A 23,980-nucleotide genomic window follows, 5' to 3' on the forward strand; every position below is an offset into this window, starting at 1 on the left:
ATATCAGTGCGCCAGCAGGATCGGCATCTGCGGGTCCGACAGGCTGCGCCGCGTGACACCGCCGAACAGCATCTCGGCCAGCCGCGAATGGCCATAGGCGCCCATCACCATGAAGCCGCATTCGCGCACCTGCGCCGCCGAGAAAAGCGTGTCGGAAATCTGCGCCTCGCCGCGCGGTATCTCGATGATTTCCGAAGCGATCCCGTGGCGACTGAGGTATTTCGCGCCCTCGGTCGGGGGGAAGTCGAACCGCTCGCGCTCCGAATCCTCCGACACGGTGGCGAGGTAGACCTTCGAGGCGTGCTTGAGCAGCGGCACGGCGGCGCGCAGCGCGACGCAGGCTTCGCTCGATCCGTTCCACGCGACCAGAGCGGGCTGCGACAGGTCGAGCCTCTTCGTGTCCTTGGGAATGACGAAGACCGGGGCGGGCGCTTTCAGCACCAGTTCGCCGACCATGGCCGAGGGCGCGCGCCCTTCCTCCCCGACATCGTTCGGCCCGACGAGGATGACGTCGTGCAGCGCCGATTGTTCGAGCAGGCGCGTATCGGCCATGCCGTACATGAAGCGCCATTCGAAGGAGACGCCTTCGTTTTCGAGATCCTTTTCGATCTCGCCGCGCAGTTCCTCGGCCGCTTCCTTGATCCGCGGCATCGCGGCGGCGAGCGCGGAGCCGTAAAAATCGCCCGGCGCGAAGACCTCGTAGCTGACCGCCTGCAGGCAGGTGATATGCGCATCGCACGTGCGCGCGATGTCGAGCGCGGCCTGCTTGCGCGCCTCCATGCAGCTGTCGCCTTCGATGTGAAGCAAAATGGATTTCATGGCCTGTCTCCCTCGATATGCGGGCCGTTCTGCCCCGCGCCGCGCGAGGCTGCCTTGATCGGGATCAAATTTGCAGGCGAGCGGCGCGCTTGCAACCCGCCCGGCGCGCGCTAGGCTCGCGGGCGAGGAGAGAACCCATGGAAATCACCCGCCTGCCGCCTGTCAGGACGAGCCTGAAGCCGTCGAACCATCCCTATCTGTCGGGTCCGTGGACCCCGCTCCACGAAGAGGTCGACGTCGCCGAACTCGAGGTGATCGAGGGCGCTATTCCCGCCGACATCGACGGCATCTACCTGCGCAACACCGAAAACCCGGTGCACCAGCCGCTTGGCCGCCACCATCCCTTCGATGGCGATGCGATGATCCATGCGGTGAGCATATCGGGCGGCAAGGCGAGCTATCGCAACCGCTTCGTGCGCACGCATTGCTTCGAGGCGGAACAGATCGCCGGCGGCTCGCTGTGGGGCGGGCTGATGGACCCGCCGGGAACCTCGCGGCGGCCCGGTTTCGGCGCGCATGGGGGGCTCAAGGACACCGGCTCGACCGACATCGTGGTTCATGCAGGCATCGCCTATGCGACCTTCTACCAGTGCGGCGAGGCTTGGATGGTGGACCCCGTCACGCTGGAAACGCTCGGCAAGGCGCCGTGGGGGCCGCTGGACGGCGTATCCGCCCATCCCAAGGTGGACGAAGAGACGGGCGAGCTGATGTTCTTCAACTATTCGAAGCACGCGCCCTTCATGCATTACGGCGTGGTCGATCGCGCCGGGCGGCTCGCCCATTACGTGCCGATCCCGCTGCCGGGGCCGCGCCTGCCGCACGACATGGCGGTGACGAAAAACTGGTCGATCCTCAATGATATGCCGCTGTTCTGGGACGCCGGGCTGCTCGAACGCGGAATCCATGCGGCGCGGCTGCACGACGGCGTGCCGACCCGCTTCGCCCTGATCCCGCGCCGCGGCCAGCCGGAGGATATCCGCTGGTTCGAGGCCGCGCCGACCTATGTCCTGCACTGGACGAATGCGTATGAGGACGGCGACGAGGTGGTGCTCGAAGGCTATTTCCAGGACAAGCCGATGCCCGACCCGCTCGAGGAAGCGGGCGAATACAGCCACATGATGGCCTATGTCGACGAACACTCGTTCCAGTCCCGCCTGCACCGCTGGCGCTTTAACCTTCGCACGGGCGAAACCCGCGAGGAGCGCCTGTCCGACCGGATCGTCGAATTCGGCATGATCAACCCGGCCTTCGCGATGACAAAGAGCCGCTATGTCTGGTCGACCACGACGAAGCCCGGCTGGTTCCTGTTCGACGGCTTCGTCTGCCACGACACCGAAACCGGCGCCGAAGAGGTCTACCGCCTGCCCGAGGGTGTCTATGCGAGCGAAGCTCCGGTCGTGCCGAAGAAGGGCGCGGCAGGCGAAAAGGGCGCCTCAAGCAGCGAAGCGGTAGGCGGGAAAGACGCCTCAAGCAGCGCAGCGGTAGGCGAGAAAGACGCCTCAAGCAGCGAAGCGGTAGGCGAAAAGGACGCGTATCTCGTGACCTTCCTGATCGACGAGAACACCGGCACATCGAACTGCGCAATCCTCGATGCGGGCGACATCGCGAAAGGCCCGGTGTGCCGGATGAAGCTGCCGCACAAGATTTCGAGCGGGGTGCATTCGACCTGGGTGGAGCACGCGCAATTGCGACGGGACGCCGAATGGAAGCGCGCCGCGACCGGAGCCTGAGCCCTTACAGCGGCGCCTGAGCCCTTACAGAATACGGCAGACCATCGCCCCGCGCACCCATTCGGGCTCGATCGGGCCGAGACGAAGGCGTTGCTCGGACTGTCCCAGAGGTTCGAGAGAATAGCGGCCCTTGCGCCCAACCACGTGGAGACGCCGGACAATCTTTCCATGCTCCGGGTGGCGCACGAGCAGGATGTCACCGCGAACGTAAGCGCGCTTCTTCATGAACAGCGCAAGGCTGCCGCCCGGCAGAATGCGGCTCATGCTTTTGGCAGGCACCCATGCCAGCCTGATGCCGACCATTTCCTCTTCCCGTTACTTATCTTCTTTTTGGGCGCATTGCCGGTCTTTGGAGACTGAGCAACGCCGTTAATTGCAAGTTTGGAATTGAGCAAGCCTCACCGTGCAGCTGGGCAAAAATGCTTGATCCTGCGCAGGAATATGTCGGTTTCCTGCACGTTTGCTCCTTTACTCCGGCCGGGACACGCGTGCCCATTCGACCAGACGGGCGAAGTCGCGCAATTGCTTCGCCGCCGCCTCGCTGCGTCCCTGCCCGAGCCGCTGCGCGATGCGGTCGGTGATCGCGGCGAGCGGGGCATAGGCTTCGCCGACGGCGCGGCGAGCGGGCGGCAAAGCGTGGACGGTGAGCGCGCGGCGGTCGGCGGGATCGTTTGCGCGCCGCACGAGCCCGCGCGCCTCGAGCCGGTCGATCAGCGTGGTGACGCTGCCGCTGGTGAGGCCGAGCGCATGGCCGATCGCGCGCGGAGGCTGCGCCCCGCCCTCGACCAGCAGGCGCAGCGCGCGCCAGTCGTTCCGCCCGAGCCCGAGCCTCTGCGCCGCCTCCACGTCGAATCGGTCGATCGCCCCCTGCAGCGAACGCATGGCATCGGACAGCCTGGCATCGGACAGGCCCAGGGGCTCGGGAGGGACGGCGGCCATATCCCTTGGATCGCCCGTCATCGCTCGCCGATCAAGTGAGGGGAAACGCGTGTTTGCGGGCAATCGAGATGCTCGATCGTCAAGCGACCCGGCGGTTCTCAGCCCCCCGCGTGGTAGAAATCATAGACCGTGCGCGCGACCTTGTCGCTCACGCCGGGCGCGCGGCGCAGGTCTTCGAGCGCGGCGGCGCGGACCTTGCTCGCGGTGCCGAAATGGAGCAGCAGCGCGCGCTTTCGCGCCGGGCCGATGCCGGGGATCTCGTCGAGCGGGCTCGCCGTGATCCCCTTCGACCGCTTCGCCCGGTGCGCGCCGATGACGTAGCGGTGGACCTCGTCGCGCAGGCGCTGGGCGTAGAACAGGACCGGCGAATTGGTCGGCAGGGTTTTCTCCCTCCCGTCGGGAAAGTGGAACACCTCGCGCCCCTCGCGGCCGTGATGCGGGCCCTTGGCGATGCCGACCACCGGGACATCGTCGGCGAGCCCGTATTCCTCGAGCACGGACATGACACTCGACAGCTGGCCCTTGCCGCCGTCGATCAGGACCAGGTCGGGCAGGACAGCGTGGTGGCCCTTGGCACCCTCCCCCGGCTCCTCCCCGTCGGCAAAGCGGCGAAAGCGGCGGCGCATCACCTCGCGCATCATGCCGAAATCGTCGTTCGATTGCGCCTCGCGGATGTTGAACTTGCGGTATTGCGACTTCTCGAAGCCTTCGGGGCTGGCGACCACCATCGCGCCCACCGCTTTCGCGCCCTGGATATGGCTGTTGTCGTAGACCTCGATGCGCTGCGGCGGTTCTTCGAGTTCGAGGAATTCGGCCAGTTCGCGGTGGACTTTCGCCTTGGTCCCCGTCTCGGCCAGCCGCCGGTCGAGCGCTTCCACCGCGTTGCGGCTCGCCTGCGCCATGAGCTTGCGCCGGTCGCCGCGCTGGGGGACCGAAAGCACGACCTTCTTTTCCGCCAGTTCGGACAAAGCCGCCTCGACCAGCTCGCGCTCGGGCAAGTCGCGGTCGACCAGCACGGTCGGCGGGGGCGGCACTTCCTCGTAGAATTGCAGCATGACATCGGTCAGGACTTCGGCCTCGTCGACCTCCTTCACGTGGCGCGGGAAGAAGGCGCGGTGGCCCCAGTTCTGCCCGCCGCGGATGAAGAAGGCCTGGACGCAGATCTGTCCGCCCTTGGCGGCAAGCGCGAAGACGTCGGCATCGCCCACCGCCTTGGCATTGATCGCCTGGCTCCCCTGGATGAAGGTCGCCGCGCGCAGCCGGTCGCGCAAAATCGCGGCGGTCTCGAAATCGAGCTCTTCCGCCGCCTTCGCCATCTGCCGTTCGAGATCGGCCTGCACCGCGCCCGATTTGCCCGCGAGGAAGTCCTTCGCCTGCCGCACGAGGCCCGCATAATCCTCTTTCGAGATGCGCCCGACGCAGGGGGCCGAACAGCGCTTGATCTGGTAGAGCAGGCAGGGGCGGTCGCGGTTGTTGAAGAAGCTGTCGGTGCAGCTTCGCAGCAGGAACAGCTTCTGCAGCGCGTTCAGCGTCGTATTCACGCTCCCGGCGCTGGCGAAGGGGCCGTAGTAATTGCCCTTCGCCCGGCGCGCGCCGCGATGCTTGTGGATGCGCGGGAATTCATGATCGGCGCGCAGCAGGATGAAGGGGAAGCTCTTGTCGTCGCGCAGCAGCACGTTGAACGGCGGGCGGAAGCGCTTGATGAGCTGCGCCTCGAGGAGCAGCGCCTCGGCCTCCGAATTCGTCGTGACGATCTCCATGCTGCGGGTCTGGCTGACCATCCGCTGGAGCCGCCCGGAGAGCGCCTTCCACTGGGTGTAGTTCGCCACCCGCGCTTTGAGGCTGCGCGCCTTGCCCACGTAAAGCACGTCGCCCCTCGCATCGACCATGCGATAGACGCCGGGGACCGGCTTCAGCACCTTCACCGTCTCGCGGATCGCGCTCACGCCTGCCTCGAGGTCGGGCTGGGCGCGCGCGACCGTGGAGGCCGCGCGGCTTTCGTCGAAGCGCCCGGCCCCTCTCGGATCGTGCGGCGTGCCGGCTTCGGTTCGGGACATGGCCGAGGAGATAGGGCGCATCGGCGCGCGATGGAAGATGCGCGCCCGACGATTGCCACAGGCCGCGGGTCCCTTGCGTTCACCGGGGACGCAGCGAACCGGCGCAAAATGTATTCGTCCCTAAAAATGCACGAAAAGGCGCAATGGATTCGCGCAATATCCTTCTAAAGACAAATCTATATCAATAAATATCGAATCGGGTTGCCTTACTTTTAGTTAACTTCTCTTTCCGTATCGGTTTTATTGGGGGATTAATGGCATGAGTAACACCGAACACCATGGAATGAAGCCGCTTGAAGGTCTTTCGCCCTATTGCCGGATGAGCCAGTATTCCGCGCAGCAGCGCGACGACCGCTTCGGCCGGCTCTTCAAGGATCTCTCCCCGGCCTATACCCGGCCCGAAATCCTGCAGGCGATCGGCGCGCCTGGCGGGCCGATGGACGGCAAGAGCCAGGCCGACCGGACCGACACGGTCGCGGTCGGGCAGGTCTTCTTCGGCCAGTTCGTCGACCACGACATCACATTGGATGCCTCGACGACATTCGACAGCGTGGTCGACGATCCCGGCGAGATCGCCAACCTGCGCACGCCGACGCTCGATCTCGACTGCATCTACGGGCTCGGGCCCGAGGCGCAGCCCTACCTGTTCGAACAGGGCGGCGATTTCGGCGGGGTGCGGCTGCTGACCGGGGCGGACAATCCGGGTCAGGCGGGGCTGCCGGAGCACGACCTGCTGCGCGCGCCCAACGGCCGGGCGATCATCGGCGACCCGCGCAATGACGAGAACCGGATCATCAGTCAGATCCAGCTCGCCATCATCCGTTTCCACAACCTCGTCGCCGAAACGATCCATTCGGAAGAAGGGCTGACCGGCCATTCGCTCTACGAAGAAGCGCGGCGGGTGACGACCTGGCATTACCAGTGGGCGGTGGTGCACGATTTCCTCGTCGCCATGTGCGGCCTGCCGGTGGTCGAGCGCATCCTCGGCTGCGGGCGGCAGGTCTATTGCGGCCCCGTCCCCTTCATCCCGGTCGAATTCTCGGTCGCGGCCTACCGCTTCGGCCATTCGATGATCCCGATGAAAATCCAGACGCAGAAGGGCGGGAGCCAGTTCGAACTCTTCGGATCGACTCTGGGTTCGGGCTTCGACCCGCTGTCGGACCCCGACGCGGTGGTGGACTGGCACGAATTGCTGTTCACGCCCGAGAACCGCCAGGTCGAACGCGCGCTGAAGCTCGATACCAAGCTTGCGGGCGACCTGCTCAAGCTGCCTTTCATCAACAACCCGCCCGACGAGGATTCGCTCGCCACCCGCAACCTGCTGCGCGGCAACACCTTCCTGCTGCCGGGCGGGGAGAAGGTCGCAGAGGCCGTCGGCTGCCCGCAGGCGCAGATCGACACCGTGCTCGACCTGGTCGAACAGGTGAACGGCGACCTCGGGCGCGACGGCATTCCGCTGTGGCTCTACCTGCTTGCCGAAGCCGAGGTGATCGGCCGGGCCGAGGCGAACGGCAGCGACAAGGAGGGCGAAGGGCTCGGCCCGGTCGGCGCAACCATCGTCGCCGAAGTCATCATCGGCCTGATGGAACTCGACGACCATTCCTTCCTCGGCGCGAACCGCAACTGGTCCCCGCGCGAGGAGTGGAACACGCTCGGCAAGCTGGTCACCGCGGCCCAGCCCTGAGCGCGCAATCCGCGCCGCCTCACCAAACGGCCCCGGCTGGGGCGGCGCTCCTTGCGGGACGGGACGGCCATTTGCGACCCCGGGCCGACCCGTCCCGCGCTTTTTGCCCCCTTCCTTGGCGGCGCGCGCGGCCCTATCGCGCGAGGATGGAGCATTACGACGCGATCATCCTCGGTGCGGGCGCGGCCGGCCTGATGTGCGCCGCGCGCGCGGGCCAGCGGGGGCTGCGCGTCGCCGTGCTCGAACGCGCGGAAAAGCCGGGCAAGAAGATCCTCATTTCGGGCGGCGGGCGGTGCAATTTCACCAACCTCGACGCCGGGCCGGAAAATTACCTTTCGGCCAACCCGCATTTCGCCAAGAGCGCGCTCGCCCGCTACACGCCCGCCGATTTCATCGCGCTGGTCGAAAGCCACGGCATCGCGTGGCATGAAAAGACGCTCGGGCAATTGTTCTGCCACGGGTCGGCCAAGCAGATCGTCGCCATGCTGCTCGCCGAGTGCCCGGGCAGCGTGGACGTGATCTGCAACGCCGATGTCACGGCGGTGGTGAAGGATGGGGACCACTTCGCCGTGTCCGCGTCGGGCGTCAGCTATGCCGCCCCGTCGCTCGTCATCGCCACCGGCGGGCCGTCGATCCCCAAAATGGGCGCGACCGGCTTCGCCTACGAGCTTGCGCGGCAATTCGGCCTCAAGGTGGTCGAACCGCGCCCCGCGCTCGTCCCGCTGACGCTGGGGGGCGAGGACGTGCTGTTCCGCGAATTGTCGGGCGTCTCCGCCTCGGTCCGGGCGCGCTCGGGCAAGGGCAGCTTCGACGAGGCGGCGCTGTTCACGCACAAGGGGCTGTCGGGCCCGGCGATCCTGCAGGTCTCCTCCTACTGGCGTTCTGGCGAGGAGGTCGCCGTAACCTTCCTCCCGCAGGCGAAGCCGGACTGGCTGGTGGAACTGAAGCGCGACCGGCCCAAGGCGACCTTGCGCGCGGCGCTGCGCGAACACCTGCCCGACCGGCTAGCCGATGCGCTCGCCGAAAGACTGGGCGTGGAGCGCGAACTCGGCAACGTGTCGGATGCCGCCCTTCGCGAAGCGGGAGCGCGCCTCGCGAACTGGCGCTTTCGCCCGACCGGGACCGAAGGCTTCGCCAAGGCCGAGGTGACGATCGGCGGCATCTCCACGGACGAACTCTCCTCGCGCACGATGGAGGCGAAGCGCGTGCCCGGCCTCTACGCCATCGGCGAGGCGGTCGACGTCACCGGCTGGCTCGGCGGGTACAATTTCCAGTGGGCCTGGGCGAGCGGGGTCGCCTGCGGGGAGAGTGTTTGATTTGCGCACGCCATCCGGCGTGCGATGTCCTCGGCCCTTACGGGCCTGCGGGCGGCCGGTCGGCCTTGCGGCCCTTCGGGCCGGTCCAGCGCGACCGATCTATCGTCCTTCCTAGAACAACTTCCTTATGTCGATGCCGAGGAACAGCCCGTTGGGGTCGATCAGCAGCGGCTGGTAATTGATCGGCGTGTTGCCCGCCTCGTCCCGCACCCGGCGCTGGGCGTCGAAGATGTTGTCGGCCCGCAGCGAGACGCGGACATTGTCGAGCCACTTCTCCTCGCTGCCGGTCAGCTCGTCGATATTGGCGAAGATGCGCAGGTCGAAAGTCACGATGTCGTCGAAGAACAGGTCGGTGCTGCCCGGCAGGCCCGACCCGTCGAGCCGCGTCTTGCCGGTGTAGCGGCCCGAAAGGCGGAAACCGAGGCCTTCGCCGAACACGCCCGCTTCGAGCCGCGAGGTGTGGCGCGGCAGGCCGAAGGCACCGGTCGCATCGCCATCGAGCTGGTCGAGCACGGGCACGCCCGGCGCGATTCTGATCTCGTTCTGGAGCTCGATCGTGTGAGTCAGGTTGGCGAAGTAGAAGAAGCCGCTCGGCCGCCCGTCGCCCGCGAGCGGGTTGAACGCCGGGCCGCCGCCTCCGCCGCCGCGCTGTCCTTCGTCCCCGGCACTCTGGCAGATGCGCGAGCGGAAGCGTTCGAGCACTTCGTCGGGGATGGTCCCGTCGGGCCCGCGCGAGCGGTCGATGCCCATCTTGACGAAAGCCGGATCGACACCGGGCAGCAGCGCGGACACGTCCTCGCCCGCCTCGATCCTGGCGATCAGTTCCCTGAGCGCGGCTATCCCTTCGTCCCCGCACAGGCGCGCGCGGAAGGCTTCGTATTCCGGGGACTGCTCGCCGCCCCCGCCCGGTGCCGCCGGAGCGCCTGCCGGGGGACCGGAACGCCCGCCCATCATGGCCGGGTCGATGGCGCAGATGCGCTCGCGGAACATGGCGAGGCGCTCGGTGTCGATGGTCCCGTCGTCGCCGCGCGCGCGGGCGATCATCGCCTTGAAGCGATCGGCATCGAAGCCGGGTATTTCAGCCGAGAGGTCCTCGCCCGCATCGGCCCGCGCGATGAGGTCGGTCAGCCATGCGACCCCGTCATCGGCGCACAGGCGGGTGCGGAAGGCCATGAACTGCTCGCGCCGGTCGGCCGAAGGCGCGCCGCTCTCGCCGCCGCCGCGCGAGGCGCCCGGAGGCGGCCCGCCCTGCGGCCTGCCGCCGCCGCTCCGATCGCCGCCGCCGCGCGCGCCCGGAGGCCCGCCGCGCTGGTCGTCCCCGCCGAAGCGCCCGCGCGTGCCGAGCGTGAACTGCAGCCGGTCCGAGCGCGTCTCGGCAAAGCTCACCGCGCGCCGGTCGAGCGCGACCAGCCGCCCGGTCGCATCGCGCGTGATCCGGTCGGGGAAAGCCGCCTCGATCTCGGGCGTGACCTGCGGAAAGCCGCTCGTCACATTGTCCGAACGGTTGCGGATATATTCGACCGTGAAGCGCGTGTTCTCCCAGAAGGGCAATTCCCAGTTCGCCTGGAACCGCCAGTCGGTCTGGGTCTCGGCGGGAAGGTCGGGATTGCCCCCGGTGGTGACGGTCGCGAGCACGGTCTCGCCGGTGACGAGGTCGAACACGGGCACATTGGGCTGGACCACCTGCGGATTGCCGAGCGTCGCCAGCCCCGGCGCGACCTCGCGGTAGATATAGGTCGCCGACAGGTCGAGCTTGTCGGTCACGCCCCAGTTCAATCCGACCGAATAATCGCCGAGCGTGCCGAAATCCGACAGGTCGTTGATGCCCGCATTGAGGTTGAGCGTGAAGCTGCCGAGCGCATCGGCAAAGCCGCGGCGGCGGCTGGTGATCGGCACGACGAGGTTCGCGCCGGTCGAGATATCGCCGCGTGTCAGCTGGACCGGCAGGTTGCCGCGCGTGTCCGATGTCTCGATCCGCTGCCAGTCGTAGCCGAGATCGAAGGTCGCCATTAGCTCGCCGCCCGGCAGGTCCGCGAGCGGGCCGTTCAGCGTGTGCAAGGTCGTCGCATTGATCCCGCGCGAATTCGCGACGTCGAATCCGCCGTCCACCGCGCCCGGCAGCGGCGCGTCGAGCGCGAGCGTCCCGGCGAGCGCCTGCGCCTCGAGCGCGGAGGTGTCGAAGCGGCGGTCGATGACCTGCTCGGTTTCGGAAAGCCCCGCGTCGAAGGTGCCCGTGTACTGGAAGGCATTGACCCGCTTGCTCAGCGAACCCGAGGCGTTGAGGAAATCGCTCGCGCTGGTCTGGGTGAGCGGGGTCTCCTCGCCGAAAGTGCGCGTCAGGCTGTCGCCGCCCGGCCCCGTCAGCGTGACGAAATTGAGCCCGTTCAGCGACCGGCTGTCGTTGCGTTCGTAATTGATATTGGCCGAGATCGACACGCCGGTGTCGATGAAAGCCTTGGCATAGCTCAAGTTCGCATCGAGCGAACGCGTGTCGGCGAGCAGGCTGCGGAACTCGGCCTGGTCGGGATCGCCCGCAAGGTCGGAGGTCGAACCGGGCGTCTGGATGATGCCGCGCTCCGCCTCGGTCAGCAGCGAGCGGTCGCGCGCGGTGAAATTGGCGTTGATCCGCCCGCCGTCGGCGATGCGCAAATATCCCAGTTCCTGCTCGGTCTGGAGATAGCCGCCGCGGCTCGGCCCCTCGAATTCCAATTCGACCTCGGCGTTGTCGTAATTGTCCTTGAGGATGAGGTTGATGACGCGGCGGTCGGGCGGGAAGCCGAAACGCTGGGCGACTTCCTCGGGGAACACTTCGACCCGGGCGAGCGCCTCGGGCGGATACTGCGCGAATTCGCGGAAGGAGCCGACGCGGATGCCGTTGACCAGCACGACCGGCCGCCCCCCGCCCCCGCGCCCGCGCGCCGAGCCGGTGCGCGCCTGGATCTGCTGGATGAGATCGCTGATCGAAGCGACGCCTTCGGACGCGATCGCTTCCTCGTCGAGTTCGAGCAGCGGGGCCTGTTCGACATCGAGCTGGCCGCGCAGGCGCTGGGCGCGCACGATGATCTCGCCCCCGCCGCTCGAATCCTGCTCTTCCGCCTCCTGCGGCGCGGGCGCGGGCGCCTCGGCGCTCTCGCTCCCCTCGCCCGCCTCCTGCGCGCCGAGCGGCATCGCGCAGAGCGCGAGCCATGCGGCGGAAGAGGCAAGGACGGCGCGCGTTGGGGTGCGCGGGGAGGCAAAGCGGTTCATGCGGCTCTCTCTTGAGCGGAAGGGGGCACGGCGCAAGCGCTTCATTTGTAACGCTTTGCACCCGGACCTACGGATCGCTGGCGCAAGGGGATGCAATCCGCTCGCCCCCGCGCGCACGGCCCCCTAACGCACGACCCTTCCCTTTTGTCCCATGCATCGCTAAATGCCGCGCTCACATCGACGAACGCATTGTGCGTTGCAACACGGGTGCAAGGAATTTCATGGCGAAAGAAGAACTCCTCGAAATGCGCGGGCGTGTGGTCGAGCTGCTGCCCAATGCGATGTTCCGGGTGGAGCTTGAAAACGGCCATGAAGTGCTCGGCCATACGGCGGGCAAGATGCGCAAGAACCGCATCCGCGTGCTCGTCGGCGACGAAGTGCTGTGCGAGCTGACCCCCTACGACCTCACCAAGGCGCGGATCACCTACCGCTTCATGCCGGGCCGCGGCGGTCCCGGCCCGCAGTAATCTGCGCGCTGCCCGGCTGATGGGCGCGCTTCACCTCACTCTCGCATCGGCCTCGCCCCGGCGGCGCGACCTGCTCGCGCGGCTGGGCCTCAAGCCCGATGCGGTCACGCCCGCCGACATCGACGAGACACCGCTGAAAGGCGAGCTTCCGCGCGACTATGCGCTGCGCATGGGGCGTGAGAAGGCGCTCGCCGTGGACGCTCCCGGCCATGTGCTGGCGGGCGACACCGTGGTCGCCGCAGGCCGCCGCATCCTTCCCAAGACCGAGACGCGCGAGGAGGCGCAAGGCTGCCTCAAGCTGCTTTCGGGCCGCCGCCACACCGTGCTTTCCAGCGTTGTCCTGCGCGCGCCCGACGGAACCCTACGCGAACGGCTGAGCGAGAACACGGTGCGCTTCAAGCCGCTCTCGCGCGAGGAGATCGCCGCCTATCTCGCGGGCGATGAATGGCGCGGCAAGGCGGGCGGCTATGCGATCCAGGGCGCAGCCGAAGGGCTCATCCAGTGGATTCGCGGGAGCCATTCCAGCGTGATGGGACTGCCGCTCTACGAAACGCGCGCGCTGCTCAAGGCGGCGGGGTTCCAGATTGCCTGAGTGGCTGGTCGAAGACGGAATCGGCGAGCGGCGCGCGCTGCTGGTCGAAGGCGGCGAAGCGCTTGCCGCGAAGGTGCTGTGGCCCGGCGAGATGCGCGCGGGCGACGTCGTTTCGGCACGGCTCGTCGCCAAGCGGGCGGGCAAGGCACGCGGCTCGGCGCGGACCGAAAATGGCCGCGAAATCCTCGTCGACCAGCTGCCGTGGGGCGTGACCGAGGGAGCGGCGCTCACCGTGCTCATTACGCGGGCAGCGATCGCCGAACGCGGACGGCTGAAACGCGCGCAGGGCCGGGTCGTGGACGGCGTGCCGAAAAATGAGGCAGCGCACCGGCCGACCCCCGACGCGCGCCTCGTTCGCCATTTTCCCGCCGGGCTGTGGGAAGAGGCGTGGCACGCGGCGTCCTCTGGCAGCCTCGACTTTCCGGGCGGCGAGGTTCTGTGCTCGGTCACGCCCGCCATGACCGTGATCGACGTGGACGGCGACGGACCGCCCCGCGACCTCGCGCTCGCCGCGATCCCGACCATCGCCCGCGCGCTCACCCTGTTCGACCTCGGCGGCAATATCGGCATCGACTTTCCCAGCATCGAGGCCAAGGCCGACCGGCGCGCGGTGGACGAGGCGCTGGCCGCGGCGCTCGCCGATTTCCCGCACGAGCGCACGGCGATGAACGGGTTCGGATTCGTCCAGATCGTCGCGCGGCTCGAAGGGCCATCGCTGCTCCACCGCTTCGCCGCCAGCCGCACCGGGATGTGCGCGCGCGGCGCCCTGCGCGTGGCCGAGCGCGCCGAGGGCACGGGGCCGATCCTCGAACTGCGCGTCCACCCGGCGCTCAGGGCCAAGCTCAAGGCCGAATGGCTGGACGAACTCGCCCGCCGCACGGGACGCGAGGTGCGGATCGAAACCGATCCCGGCCTTGCGCTCGAGGCGCCGAGTGCTCAGGTTCTTGCGCAATGACGACGAATCCGACCCGCCCCTGCCCGATCTGCCGCAAGCCCCGAAGCGCCGATTTCGCCCCCTTCTGCTCGCAGCGCTGCAAGGACCGCGACCTCGCCCAGTGGTTCGGCGACGGCTATGCCGTGCCCGGCCGCCCGGCGCTTCCCGAAGAACTCGCCGAGCGCAACTGGGACGAGCAGGACTGAACCTTCCGCGCAGAGGAATTTGCCTCTTGCCAAGGCGGCTGCCTTGTCCCATAGGCCCGCTCTCATTCGCTCGCCGGCATGGTTTCCATGTCGCCGCGGAGTAGAAAGCCCAAGTAGCTCAGTTGGTAGAGCATACGACTGAAAATCGTAGTGTCGGTGGTTCGATTCCGCCCTTGGGCACCACTCCCCTCCCTGACGCGAGGCCCTTGCACAGCATCATGTCCCGCCGCACCAAGATCTACGAAGGCAAGGCCAAGATCCTCTACGAAGGGCCCGAGCCCGGCACGCTCATCCAGTATTTCAAGGACGATGCGACCGCCTTCAACGCGGAGAAGAAGGGCACGATCAGCGGCAAGGGCGTGATCAACAACCGCATCAGCGAACACGTCTTCACCCGGCTCGCCCATATCGGCATCCCGACCCATTTCATCCGCCGCCTCAATATGCGCGAGCAGTTGATCCGCCAGTGCGAGATCATCCCGATCGAGGTCGTGGTGCGCAACGTCGCGGCGGGGTCGATTTCCAAGCGGCTCGGGATCGAGGAGGGCGAGCCCCTCCCCCACACGCTGATCGAATATTACTACAAGGACGATGCGCTGGGCGATCCGCTTATCGCCGAGGAACACATCGCCTGTTTCAACTGGGCCAGCAACGAGGAGATGCACGACATTTCCTCGATGGCGATCCGTGTGAACGATTTCCTGTGCGGGATGTTCGCCGCGATCGACATCCGCCTGGTCGATTTCAAGCTCGAGTTCGGGCGGCTCTACGACGGCGATTACAGCCGCGTGATCCTCGCCGATGAAATCAGCCCTGACGGCTGCCGGCTGTGGGACATGAGCACGGGCGAAAAGCTCGACAAGGACCGCTTTCGCCGCGATCTCGGCGGCGAGGAAGAGGCTTACCGCGAAGTCGCCCGGCGGCTCGGCCTGCTGGCGGGCGAGGATAACGGGCCGGGCGAAGTGCTCGACCTGTCGACCCACCGCTCGCGCCTGCGCACGCCCCCGCCCAAGAAATAACCCCGTCCTGCGCGCGGGGTCGAACCGCGCCTGACGCCGCCGGGCCGCTCGCTCGCCCTGCCCGATTGACGGGCAGCAGCAACAAGGCCGAGCGGACGCCTTGGCGCTGCCACCAATGCGTACCGCGAAAGCGGGCAGTCAGACGAGCAGGGCCGGTGTGCCGCTTTGCGCGGCAGTGCTTCAGGAACGGGCAGGCGCACCGGGCCAAAGTGAGCGGTCGCGCACTCGCTTCGGCCCGAAAACTCGCCATGCTCGCGAATCGAGCAGGCGGATCGTCGTGATCGATGCCCGTTCTCCGGGCAGCTCGCGCAGCGCCGGCAAGAGGATGCCGCGATTCGTGCCGCGTCCCGGCAACCGCGCGCCGTCCTTGCCCGCGGTTTGCGCACAAAAAAGGGGCCGGCAAGTCGCCTCTTGCCAGCCCCCATTCTGATAATCGGGTCCGGGTTCGAAGCCCGTCCCCCCTCTCGTTGTGCCCCCTTAGTAATCGACTCCGAAGGAAACGCCAATAATGCGCGGGTCGTTCACGAAGGCGGTGAGGTTGTTGAAGTCGACCGCGCCGAGGATGTTGTCCTCGTTGGTGATGTTGCGCGCGAAGAGGGCAAGCTCCCACTGGCCGTCATTGCCGGCATAGCCGACGCGCAGACCGCCCTCGATCCGGCTGTCGGCGTTGAACTCGGCGCTTTCGTAGAGGAAGAAATTCGTCTCGCCGAGGTAGATCCAGTCGGTGAAGACGAAGAACTCGCCCGAATCGCCCACCGGCACGCCATAACGCGCGGTGAAGTCGCCGCTCCATTCGGGCGCGTTGGGGAAGGGGTTGCCGTCCACCAGCGCGCGGGTCGCGCCGCCGAGATTCACCGTCGGGTCGAGCACGGTGCACTGCGCGCACACACCGACCGCGAGATTGGGATCGTTGATCTGCGTGTCGTTGTAGGCGACGCCGAGCGTCAGGGTGAGGTTCGGCGTCGGCTGGAACGCGGTGTCGAATTCGAAGCCCCACGCCTCGCCTTCGTTCGCGTTGATCAGTTGGACGAGATTGCCCGCCCCGCCGACCGCGGTGAACTGCGGGTCCTCGACCGTGTAATAGAACGCCGCGCCGTTGATGCGCACCTTGCGGTCGGCGAACTCGGACTTGAAGCCCGCTTCGTAGCTGGTGATATTCTCCGACTGCGCGACCGAGGGCGCGGCGAAGAAGGCGACGTCTCGGCCCTGGATGGTCGGCGCGCGGAAGGCATTGGCGACGCGGGCATAGACGCTGGTCGTGTCGGTCACGTCGGCGAACAGGCTGATGTCCCAGTCGATATTGTCGTCCTGCACGTTGACCGGCTGGAGCGGCGCGCCCGAGCGCACGAAGAAGTCCTTTTCATCGTCGGTGTAGCGCAGGCCCGCGGTCACGCGCAGCGCCTCCGTCAGCTCGTAGCTCGCCTGCCCGAACACAGCCCAGGCGGTGTTGGTGTGGTTGACGGTGACGGGCGGCGGGAAGGTGAAGCCCACGGTCGTCACGTCGAAATCGCTGTCGAAGAGGAACGCACCGACCTGCCATGACAGCGGCCCGTCGCCGTTCGAGGCGAGGCGCACTTCGTGGGTGAATTGTTCGAGGTCGATCGAATCCTGCGTGTCCGAGGGGAAGGGAATGAAGCCCGGGCCCGTCACGAGGTTGCCCCCGTCGATGTCGCCGCGGCTGAAGCCTTCGGACGTCCAGTAGCTGGTGATCGAGGTCAGGGTGGCGAAATCGAATTCGTAGGAACCGTTCAGCGTCGCGCCGAACTGGTTGTATTCGGCCGGGTTGCCGCCGCCCGCATCGTAGAACACGGTGTCGCGGTCGTAGTTCTGGTTGAGCTCGTTGCTGCCGGGCGACAGGACGTTCGCGCGGAAGAAGGTCGAGGAGCCCTTGAGGTCGCGGAAATTGACCTGTGCGAGGATTTCGCTGCGCTCGTCCGGAGTCCACAGCAGCTGGCCGCGCACCGCGAAATCGGTGAACCCGCCGAGCGCGTTCTCCTCGCCGGTGAAGCCGTTGTCGATCCAGTCGCCGCGGCGCTGGAGCTGGGCCGACACGCGGAAGGCCAGCGTGTCCTCGACGATCGCCCCGCCGACCGCTCCGTTCAGCGACAGCGTGTCGAGCGAGGCGAAGGAAACGCTCGCCTGCACGTCGCTTTCGAAGCCGGGCTTGACCGTCTCGATCTTGACGATGCCCGCCGGGGTGTTGCGGCCGAACAGCGTGCCCTGCGGCCCGCGCAGCACTTCGACGCGCTCGACATCGAACAGCGGGAAGCTTTTCAGCGTCACGTTCTCGAGCACGATCTCGTCGAGGATGACCGAAACCGGCTGCGAGGCGGCGAGGTCGAAATCGGTGTTGCCGAGCCCGCGGATGTAGAAGCGCGGGGCGACGCGCCCGTTCGAGCTTTCGACGTTGAGGCCGGGCGCGGCGCCGGCGAGCGCGGTCGTGTCGGCGGAGCCGGAGAAGATGAGGTCGATGCGGCCTTCGTCGAGGATGTCGGCGGAAACGGCGACGTCCTGCAGGCTTTCCTCGCGGCGGTTGGCGGTGACGATGATGGTCGGAAGCTCGCCTTGTGCGGCTTCGGCCGTTTCATTGTCCTGCGCCGCGGCCGGGGCGGCAAGGCCGAACGCGGCGGCGGAAATCAGGCTTGTCGAGGCCCACAGGGCGCGGCGGAACGGAACAGGCTGTGACATCGTGGAAATTCCCCTTGCTTGTCACATGGAGAGGCGGTGACGCCTTACGCGCTGGCAGGTTTGCGCGATTCTGGCGAGATGCTGCAGCGCATCAATGACGGACAAGCGGCGTTTGCGCGTCATTCTCGCGTCACCTGTGGCAATCCGGTTACATTTGTTAATATCTGCGCGCCGCCTCCCGAACCGGGGAGAGACACCGCAAAACCCCTCCCACTCGCGCTCTTGCCTCGCTATAGGCCGCCCCACCACTCGCAGTCGCAGGAACAGCCCATGAAAGTCCGCATCCTCGTCCGTCTCAAGCCCGGCGTGCTCGATCCGCAGGGTCGCGCGGTGCATCATGCATTGGACGGGCTCGGCTTCACCGGAGTCGAGGACGTGCGCGTGGGCCGGATGATCGAACTGGAGGTCGCGGAAGGGACCAGCGACGAGACGCTGGCGAAGATGTGCGAACAACTGCTCGCCAACATGGTGATCGAGGATTACGCGATCGAGCATATCGGGGAGCGCGGCTGATGGGCTTTCGCGCAGGGGTCGTCACCTTTCCCGGCTCGAACTGCGACCGGGACATGGCCGTGGCGCTCGAAAAGGTGTCGGGCGAAAAGGCGATCCGCATCTGGCACGGCGATGCAAGCCTGCCCGAAAATCTCGACCTGATCGCGCTGCCGGGCGGCTTTTCCTATGGCGACTACCTGCGTTCGGGCGCGATGGCCGCGAAAAGCCCGATCCTGCGCGCCGTTGTCGAAGCCGCCGGGCGCGGCGTTCCGGTGCTGGGCGTGTGCAACGGCTTTCAAGTGCTGACCGAGGCGGGCCTGCTGCCCGGCGCGCTGATGCGCAATGCCAACCAGACCTTCATCTGCCGCACCGTGCCGCTGACGGTCGAGAACGCCTCCAGCCCCTTCACCCGCGGCTATGACAAGGGCGAGACGATCCGCATCCCCGTCGCGCATCACGACGGCAATTATTTCGCGGACGAAGACACGCTCGACCGGCTCGAAGGCGAAGGCCGCGTCGCGTTCCGCTACGGCGAGACCTGCAACGGCTCGCGCCGCGACATCGCCGGGGTGCTGAGCGAGAACGGGCGGGTGCTCGGCATGATGCCGCATCCCGAACGCGCGATCGAGCCTGCGAGCCATCCCTCGCTCGGCGGGGACGACGGACGGCGGCTGTTCGAAGGGCTGATCGGCGCGCTCGCTACTGCCTGAACCTTTGCGGCCCGACGTCAGGCGCGGATGCGGCGCTGGCTCCTGAACAGGCGGCGCGCTTCCTCGTTCGACATCGGGCGGCCGAAATAGAAGCCCTGGATCTTGTCGCAGCCCAGGTTGCGGATGAGCGCGGCTTCCTCGGCATTCTCGACCCCTTCGGCGGTGGTCGTCATGTCGAGGCTCTTCGCCATCGCCACCACGGCGTTGATGATCGCGAGGCTTTCATTATTCCCCTGCGCCGCGCCCTGGACGAAGCTGCGGTCGACCTTGATCGTCGAGAACCGCAGCTTCCGCAAATAGCCGAGCGAGGAATAGCCGGTCCCGAAATCGTCCAATGCGACCGAACAGCCCAGCGCCATGACCTGTTCGAGCGCGTTCCTCGCGACGCTCGCATCGCGCAGGAAAATGCTTTCGGTGACTTCGACCTCGAGCCTTTCGGGGCGCAGGCCCGAGGCGGCGAGCGCGTCCACGACATCCTGGTGGAAATCGGGTTCTAGCAATTGCTCGGGCGAGACGTTGACGTTGACCTTGACGTCCTCGGGCCATTCGCGCGCTTCCATGCACGCCTGGCGCAGCACCCACTTGCCGATCGGGACGATCAGGCGCGTGTCCTCCGCGAGCGGGATGAACTTGCCCGGGCTGACGAAGCCGTGCTCGGACGAATTCCAGCGCACCAGCGCCTCGAAGCTGACCACGTGTTCGCTGCGCGCATCGACCACCGGCTGGTAGTGGAGCACGAATTCGTCGAGCCCCAGCGCCTTGCGCATCGCCACCTCGAGCTGGCGACGCTCTTCGGCCGATGCGTGCAGGACCGGTTCGAAACGGCAATGCTCGCCCCCGCCGATGTCCTTCGCCTGGTAGAGCGCGAGGTCGGCGTTGCGCATCAGCTCCTCGACCGTCTTGCCGTCGCGCGGGCCGATCGCGGAGCCGACGCTCGCCCCGACGTAAAGCGTGTGCTGTTCGACCTGGTAGGGCTCGGACAAGGTCTCGATCACCCGCCGCGCGACCGTGCCGACGAGTTCGCGGTCGCTCGCATCGCGGATGACGATGGCGAATTCGTCCCCGCCGAGACGGCCGCACATGAGCTCCTCGTTCATGAGCCCCTTGAGCCGCGCGGAGACCTGCGCGAGCAGCTTGTCGCCCGTCATGTGGCCGAGCGAATCGTTGACCGCCTTGAAGCGGTCGAGATCGACCATCAGCAGCGCGCAGCGCGAGCGCCATTGCTCGGCATAGCGCAGCGCCTCGCCCAGCGCCTCGGTGAGCTGGAGGCGGTTGGGCAATTGGGTGAGCGTGTCGTAGCGCGCGAGATAGGCGATCTTTTCCGACGACTGGCGCTGCTCGGTGACGTCCGAGCCGACCCCGCGGAAGCCGTCGAACCGCCCGCGCTCGTCGCGCATCGGCGTGCCCGACAATTCCCACCAGCGCTTCTCGCCCTGGATCGTGACCTCGACCAGCAGGTTGGAGAAGCTCTCGCGGTTCTTTAGCTTGTCGGCGAGTTCGTGGAGGCTTTCGGGAAAGCGCCCCTCGCCCCAGCGCCCGCCCGTGACCAGTTCGAGCAGCGGCTTGCCCGTCACCGCAGCCTGCGTCGTGCCCAGCGCGAAGGCGAAGCGCGGGCTGACCGAGCGCAACTTCCTCGCGGTGTCCACCTCCCACAGCCAGTCGGCCTCGTTCTCCTCGAATTCGCGCAGCAGCAGCGAGACGACCTCCTCCTTTTCCGCGACCGCCGCTTCGGCGAGGCGAGCGATGAGGTATTGCCGACCGGTCTCGATCGAACCGATGACCGTGACGATGGTGAAGACGACCGAGACGACCATGGTGAGCCATTCGCCCGCGATGGCGAGCGCCAGCGCCGTGCCCGTGCCGACGATGACCGCAAAGACCACCACGCCCAGCGGGGCGGCGGTGTTGAAGAACACGCCGCCGGTGATGAGAATCGCGAGGATATAGAGCATCGCTCCGAACGCGCCGGGCGATCCGAACTGGCCGAAGCCGACCACGGCGCCGGCCCACAGCAGCCCGGAAATCGCCGGGGTGAGCGTCTGGCGATTGAATTCGCTGGTCGTTATCCGGCGGTGCTCGACATCGCCGAGCGAGCGGTCGAACGCCGCCCCCCGGACATGGACGAAGGCCAGCGCCGCCATCCACAGCGCGATCCACACGAAAGGCACGCTGTCGCGATAAAGCACCGCGACGAAGAGCGCGAAAAGGGCGTGCGAATAGGAGCGCAGGAAAGTCAGCCCGGAGAGCGCGGAATACTGGAGCCCTCTCAGCCGCGCCCATTCGGCCCCGCCGCGGTCGGAAAGGCCGAGCACGGCCGCAGCCGTCAGTCCGGGTATCGCCGGCTGGGATTGGGATGATGACTGCTCGCTCACGGCCACCGCGATTAACCGAGAAAGGTTAGAGGCCAGTAAAGCAAGCGGGCTTTTCACAAGCGGGCGGCCGGAGTCGCAGGCCGGCTTTTGCGCCCGCTGCGAACCTGCGCGCCGGGTTTTCCCGCGGCCCGGCGCGAGGCCCGTATTTTCCCCCGCCTTGCCCGCGCCGCGATCTTAACCGCCCTCATCCATCACCCTTTCCGACATTGCGACAATGTCCAACGAAAGGAGAGTGAACATGACCGAACCACTGACGGGATCGTCCGGCAATCTTGCGGAAATGCTCGAGAGCCTCGAAGCGCAGCTGGTCGCGCTCTACGAGGAAAAGCAGGCCGCAGGGTCCGACGGGGCCGAAATCGCCGCCATGCGCGAAAGCCTCGCCAGTCTCGAAGCACAGATCGTCGAACTCTACCGCGAGAAGGAAGAGCTGTCGCGCCCCGAGGGCGTGCTCGCGCAGAAGGACGAGACGATCGCCAATCTCGAGGCGCAGATCGTCGAACTCTACCGCGAGAAGCAGGAAACCGCCCTCGCGGCGTGAGCGCCCGCGGGAGCCCCGCGTGCCCGCCACCCCGTGACGCCTGCGCCGCCCGGCTTCCTGCAGAGGATAACGGCCAGCGCCGGGCCACCGAAGGTCGCCGATGGCAATCCCTCTCCGCCGCTGCGCGAAGGAGGGACCGGCTTTGCGGCATCCTTCCTCGGCGCGCCGACCCGCTTTTCCGGGTCCGGGGCGTCCCAAGACCGTGTCCCGACAGGTCGATCATGCCGGCCCATCATGTCGCGACAGCCATGACGTAACCAATCCCCAACCCCGAAGCCCAACCTGAATACGAGGAGAAGAATGATGTCTTTCGTTACCGCCGAAATCGATTCCGGCCTTGCCACCCTCTCGCGCGAAGCGGCCGATGCCGCCGACTTCGGCATCGTCAAGGTCGACGACGAGGGCAAGATCGAACTCTACAACAAGTACGAGGCCGAACTCGCCGGCGTCACCCCCGCGGCGGCCGAGGGCCGCAACTTCTTCACCGAGATCGCGCCCTGCACCAACAACAAGCTGTTCCACGGCCGTTTCAAGTCGGGTGTCGAAGCCGACGAGCTCGACACCGAATTCAACTACACCTTCACCTACAAGCTGCGCCCGACCAACGTCGCGATCCGCCTGAAGCGCGACAAGGAAAGCAAGTCGAACTGGGTCTTCGTCAAGAAGAAGTGATCCACCGGCAACCGACCGGGCCGCCTCGCGGGGCGGCCCGGCCCGGCCAAGGGCGAGGACGATGGACAACCCGACCTCGAAAGTTGAGGCGCTGCGCCGCGCGCTGCTCGACCCGGCCGAGGTCGAGGCGACGATGGCGGTCGTCGCGCTCACGCCCGATGTCACGCCCGAAATGCTCGCCGAGATCGAGGCCGACTATCGCGCCCGCTGCACCGACATCTGCACCGCGATGGAGGATCTCACCTTCGAAGGCGACGAGAGCGAGGCGGAAAAGCACATCCCGCTGACTTGGCTCGCGCTGCGCTACGAATGGTCGCGCTGCAACGACCAGATGCAATACCAGACCATCATCAAGGGCCAGGCCGACACAAGGACCATGGCCCACGGGTCGATGCTGTCGAAAATCGCGGAAAAGCTCGAGGGGCTGCAGACCCGGCAGGAATTGTTCTGGACCCTGAAGCTCGCCGCCGACCCGTTCGGCACGGTCGGGCGGATTCCCACCATGGCGCGGCGACTGATGAGCGTCACAGCCTCGGCCGGCCGCGCGGTCGGCGAGGTGCTGCAGGAATTCAACGCCGCGCGCGATCTTGTCGGCAGCGTGATCGAGGATCGCGACGTCCTCGACAAGATCGACAAGTCGCTCTCGCGCTCGATCGAATGCGTCGATCGCAATGTCGGGATCGAATTGGACGACCTGCACGCCGCGCTCGAGGCGGAACTCGTCGAACGGCTCGCCGATGCCGGTGTGACCGCGCTCATCGAACTGAGGAATCCCGACGGCTCGCAGCTCATCCCGCCCGATGTTTCGGACCTCTTCTTCGCTCTCGCTCGGCTCTGGTTCGAGCACCTCTTCACCCATTCGATCGAACCCACCCCCGAAGATCGCGAGAAAAGCGGCAAGAACGCCCATGTCACGCTGGGGTGGCGGATCGAGCGCGACGAGCGCAAGCTGAGCTTCATCCTCGAGGACGACGGCCTCGGCGCGGCCGGCTTCGCGGTCCCGCGCGACGCGCTCGCGCCCGGGCTGCAGGTGCGCCAGTCGCACGATCCGGGGTTGGGCAGCAAACTGGTCGTCGAATCCAATTTCATGCTGAGCGGCAATGCCGAATACCTGAGCTTCTCGGTCCATAACGGACGCGATTGCTCTACCCTCGCGGTCCCGGCGCAATATGTCAGCTTCATCGAACTGGTCGACGCCGCGCGCCTCGCCTCGGCGGCCAACCTGCTCTCGACGTCGAGCGGGGATTACTACCCCGTGCTCGACACCTCGCTCGCCGTGTTCGGCGCGCGCGCCGATTACGAGCGCAATCTCGTCGTCTTCGCCGATCTGGGCGATGCCGGGCGGGTGGCGCTCAGGGCGAACGAAATCCACGGCATCACCCGCGGGCGGGTGCGGCCCTTGCCCTTCGATGCGGGCGGCCACCGGGTCGCCGGCGTGCTCAACACTTCCGGGGATCTCGTGATGGTCCTCGACATCGAGGAAATGCTTTCATCGTGAA

20 protein-coding genes and 1 tRNA gene are annotated in these 23,980 nt (G+C 66.8%); 14 read left to right on the forward strand and 7 right to left on the reverse strand.

Annotated features, from left to right (window positions below; genetic code table 11):
• Nucleotides 1-3 precede the first annotated feature (3 nt).
• Nucleotides 4-819, reverse strand: coding sequence for a universal stress protein (locus G9473_RS08385; protein WP_291132383.1), 816 nt, complete (start codon nucleotides 817-819; stop codon nucleotides 4-6).
• 137 nt (nucleotides 820-956) lie between these two features.
• Between G9473_RS08385 and G9473_RS08390 the strand changes: the two genes are divergently transcribed.
• Nucleotides 957-2,549, forward strand: coding sequence for a carotenoid oxygenase family protein (locus G9473_RS08390; RefSeq protein WP_291132386.1), 1,593 nt, complete (start codon nucleotides 957-959; stop codon nucleotides 2,547-2,549).
• A gap of 24 nt (nucleotides 2,550-2,573) precedes the next feature.
• Here the strand turns inward: G9473_RS08390 and G9473_RS08395 are convergent, their stop codons facing one another.
• The 3 genes from G9473_RS08395 to uvrC all read right to left on the reverse strand — a co-directional run bounded on the left by G9473_RS08395 (nucleotide 2,574) and on the right by uvrC (nucleotide 5,545).
• The gene (locus tag G9473_RS08395) at nucleotides 2,574-2,852 is read right to left on the reverse strand and encodes a S24/S26 family peptidase (protein ID WP_291132389.1); all 279 of its coding nucleotides are present in this window, start codon (nucleotides 2,850-2,852) and stop codon (nucleotides 2,574-2,576) included.
• 165 nt (nucleotides 2,853-3,017) lie between these two features.
• Nucleotides 3,018-3,488 (reverse strand): MarR family transcriptional regulator, encoded by a 471-nt coding sequence (locus G9473_RS08400; RefSeq protein WP_291132391.1) that lies wholly within the window; start codon nucleotides 3,486-3,488, stop codon nucleotides 3,018-3,020.
• Nucleotides 3,489-3,586: 98 nt separating this feature from the next.
• A complete protein-coding gene (uvrC, locus tag G9473_RS08405; protein ID WP_291132393.1) occupies nucleotides 3,587-5,545 on the reverse strand; it encodes an excinuclease ABC subunit UvrC in 1,959 nt (652 codons plus the stop codon).
• A 259-nt stretch (nucleotides 5,546-5,804) separates the two neighbouring features.
• On the opposite strand from uvrC, the gene G9473_RS08410 reads away from it, so the two are divergent.
• Entirely contained in the window at nucleotides 5,805-7,229 is a 1,425-nt protein-coding gene (locus G9473_RS08410) for a heme peroxidase family protein (protein ID WP_291132396.1), read from the forward strand.
• Nucleotides 7,230-7,375: 146 nt separating this feature from the next.
• On the forward strand, nucleotides 7,376-8,545 hold the full coding sequence (locus G9473_RS08415; protein ID WP_291132399.1) for an NAD(P)/FAD-dependent oxidoreductase: 1,170 nt from the start codon (nucleotides 7,376-7,378) through the stop codon (nucleotides 8,543-8,545).
• 111 nt (nucleotides 8,546-8,656) lie between these two features.
• On the opposite strand, the gene G9473_RS08420 is transcribed toward G9473_RS08415, so the two are convergent.
• Nucleotides 8,657-11,791 carry a hypothetical protein gene (locus G9473_RS08420; protein ID WP_291132402.1) on the reverse strand — a complete coding sequence of 1,045 codons (3,135 nt, stop codon included), beginning with the start codon at nucleotides 11,789-11,791 and terminating at the stop codon, nucleotides 8,657-8,659.
• A gap of 221 nt (nucleotides 11,792-12,012) precedes the next feature.
• Here G9473_RS08420 and infA point away from each other — a divergent pair, with 221 nt between their 5' ends.
• The 6 genes from infA (at nucleotide 12,013) to purC (ending at nucleotide 15,009) form a co-directional block, all read left to right on the forward strand.
• Nucleotides 12,013-12,258 carry a translation initiation factor IF-1 gene (infA, locus tag G9473_RS08425; RefSeq protein WP_007163491.1) on the forward strand — a complete coding sequence of 82 codons (246 nt, stop codon included), beginning with the start codon at nucleotides 12,013-12,015 and terminating at the stop codon, nucleotides 12,256-12,258.
• Between the two features lie 19 nt (nucleotides 12,259-12,277).
• The gene (locus G9473_RS08430; protein ID WP_291132443.1) at nucleotides 12,278-12,850 is read left to right on the forward strand and encodes a Maf family nucleotide pyrophosphatase; all 573 of its coding nucleotides are present in this window, start codon (nucleotides 12,278-12,280) and stop codon (nucleotides 12,848-12,850) included.
• Entirely contained in the window at nucleotides 12,843-13,805 is a 963-nt protein-coding gene (locus tag G9473_RS08435) for a ribonuclease E/G (protein WP_291132446.1), read from the forward strand. The genes G9473_RS08430 and G9473_RS08435 overlap by 8 nt, the downstream gene beginning before the upstream one ends.
• Nucleotides 13,802-13,990, forward strand: coding sequence for a DNA gyrase inhibitor YacG (locus G9473_RS08440; protein WP_291132448.1), 189 nt, complete (start codon nucleotides 13,802-13,804; stop codon nucleotides 13,988-13,990). Before G9473_RS08435 ends, G9473_RS08440 begins: the two co-directional genes overlap by 4 nt.
• A gap of 107 nt (nucleotides 13,991-14,097) precedes the next feature.
• Nucleotides 14,098-14,173 (forward strand) — tRNA-Phe (locus G9473_RS08445).
• Between the two features lie 35 nt (nucleotides 14,174-14,208).
• A complete protein-coding gene (gene purC, locus G9473_RS08450) occupies nucleotides 14,209-15,009 on the forward strand; it encodes a phosphoribosylaminoimidazolesuccinocarboxamide synthase (protein ID WP_291132450.1) in 801 nt (266 codons plus the stop codon).
• A gap of 477 nt (nucleotides 15,010-15,486) precedes the next feature.
• On the opposite strand, the gene G9473_RS08455 is transcribed toward purC, so the two are convergent.
• Nucleotides 15,487-17,697 (reverse strand): TonB-dependent receptor, encoded by a 2,211-nt coding sequence (locus G9473_RS08455; RefSeq protein ID WP_291132453.1) that lies wholly within the window; start codon nucleotides 17,695-17,697, stop codon nucleotides 15,487-15,489.
• A gap of 270 nt (nucleotides 17,698-17,967) precedes the next feature.
• Between G9473_RS08455 and purS the strand changes: the two genes are divergently transcribed.
• The gene (purS, locus tag G9473_RS08460; protein ID WP_291132456.1) at nucleotides 17,968-18,210 is read left to right on the forward strand and encodes a phosphoribosylformylglycinamidine synthase subunit PurS; all 243 of its coding nucleotides are present in this window, start codon (nucleotides 17,968-17,970) and stop codon (nucleotides 18,208-18,210) included.
• Nucleotides 18,210-18,899, forward strand: coding sequence for a phosphoribosylformylglycinamidine synthase subunit PurQ (gene purQ / locus G9473_RS08465; RefSeq protein ID WP_291132458.1), 690 nt, complete (start codon nucleotides 18,210-18,212; stop codon nucleotides 18,897-18,899). Before purS ends, purQ begins: the two co-directional genes overlap by 1 nt.
• 17 nt (nucleotides 18,900-18,916) lie before the next feature.
• On the opposite strand, the gene G9473_RS08470 is transcribed toward purQ, so the two are convergent.
• Nucleotides 18,917-21,271 carry an EAL domain-containing protein gene (locus G9473_RS08470; protein ID WP_291132460.1) on the reverse strand — a complete coding sequence of 785 codons (2,355 nt, stop codon included), beginning with the start codon at nucleotides 21,269-21,271 and terminating at the stop codon, nucleotides 18,917-18,919.
• A gap of 238 nt (nucleotides 21,272-21,509) precedes the next feature.
• Between G9473_RS08470 and G9473_RS08475 the strand changes: the two genes are divergently transcribed.
• From G9473_RS08475 to G9473_RS08485, 3 genes are all read left to right on the forward strand, one after another.
• Nucleotides 21,510-21,809: a hypothetical protein gene (locus G9473_RS08475; protein WP_291132463.1), complete on the forward strand. Its 300-nt coding sequence runs from the start codon at nucleotides 21,510-21,512 to the stop codon at nucleotides 21,807-21,809.
• Nucleotides 21,810-22,112: 303 nt separating this feature from the next.
• On the forward strand, nucleotides 22,113-22,481 hold the full coding sequence (locus G9473_RS08480) for a PAS domain-containing protein (RefSeq protein ID WP_291132466.1): 369 nt from the start codon (nucleotides 22,113-22,115) through the stop codon (nucleotides 22,479-22,481).
• Nucleotides 22,482-22,542: 61 nt separating this feature from the next.
• Nucleotides 22,543-23,979: a chemotaxis protein CheW gene (locus tag G9473_RS08485; RefSeq protein ID WP_291132468.1), complete on the forward strand. Its 1,437-nt coding sequence runs from the start codon at nucleotides 22,543-22,545 to the stop codon at nucleotides 23,977-23,979.
• Nucleotide 23,980 lies beyond the last annotated feature (1 nt).

The sequence above is a fragment of the Erythrobacter sp. genome (genome assembly GCF_011765465.1).
Classification (GTDB): domain Bacteria; phylum Pseudomonadota; class Alphaproteobacteria; order Sphingomonadales; family Sphingomonadaceae; genus Erythrobacter.

Coding starts and splice junctions, on each gene's coding strand:
- G9473_RS08385 (WP_291132383.1), bottom strand. CDS start 819: ATGAAATCCATTTTGCTTCACATCGAAGGCGACAGCTGCATGGAGGCG.
- G9473_RS08390 (WP_291132386.1), top strand. CDS start 957: ATGGAAATCACCCGCCTGCCGCCTGTCAGGACGAGCCTGAAGCCGTCG.
- G9473_RS08395 (WP_291132389.1), bottom strand. CDS start 2,852: ATGGTCGGCATCAGGCTGGCATGGGTGCCTGCCAAAAGCATGAGCCGC.
- G9473_RS08400 (WP_291132391.1), bottom strand. CDS start 3,488: ATGGCCGCCGTCCCTCCCGAGCCCCTGGGCCTGTCCGATGCCAGGCTG.
- uvrC (WP_291132393.1), bottom strand. CDS start 5,545: ATGTCCCGAACCGAAGCCGGCACGCCGCACGATCCGAGAGGGGCCGGG.
- G9473_RS08410 (WP_291132396.1), top strand. CDS start 5,805: ATGAGTAACACCGAACACCATGGAATGAAGCCGCTTGAAGGTCTTTCG.
- G9473_RS08415 (WP_291132399.1), top strand. CDS start 7,376: ATGGAGCATTACGACGCGATCATCCTCGGTGCGGGCGCGGCCGGCCTG.
- G9473_RS08420 (WP_291132402.1), bottom strand. CDS start 11,791: ATGAACCGCTTTGCCTCCCCGCGCACCCCAACGCGCGCCGTCCTTGCC.
- infA (WP_007163491.1), top strand. CDS start 12,013: ATGGCGAAAGAAGAACTCCTCGAAATGCGCGGGCGTGTGGTCGAGCTG.
- G9473_RS08430 (WP_291132443.1), top strand. CDS start 12,278: ATGGGCGCGCTTCACCTCACTCTCGCATCGGCCTCGCCCCGGCGGCGC.
- G9473_RS08440 (WP_291132448.1), top strand. CDS start 13,802: ATGACGACGAATCCGACCCGCCCCTGCCCGATCTGCCGCAAGCCCCGA.
- purC (WP_291132450.1), top strand. CDS start 14,209: ATGTCCCGCCGCACCAAGATCTACGAAGGCAAGGCCAAGATCCTCTAC.
- G9473_RS08455 (WP_291132453.1), bottom strand. CDS start 17,697: ATGTCACAGCCTGTTCCGTTCCGCCGCGCCCTGTGGGCCTCGACAAGC.
- purS (WP_291132456.1), top strand. CDS start 17,968: ATGAAAGTCCGCATCCTCGTCCGTCTCAAGCCCGGCGTGCTCGATCCG.
- purQ (WP_291132458.1), top strand. CDS start 18,210: ATGGGCTTTCGCGCAGGGGTCGTCACCTTTCCCGGCTCGAACTGCGAC.
- G9473_RS08475 (WP_291132463.1), top strand. CDS start 21,510: ATGACCGAACCACTGACGGGATCGTCCGGCAATCTTGCGGAAATGCTC.
- G9473_RS08480 (WP_291132466.1), top strand. CDS start 22,113: ATGTCTTTCGTTACCGCCGAAATCGATTCCGGCCTTGCCACCCTCTCG.
- G9473_RS08485 (WP_291132468.1), top strand. CDS start 22,543: ATGGACAACCCGACCTCGAAAGTTGAGGCGCTGCGCCGCGCGCTGCTC.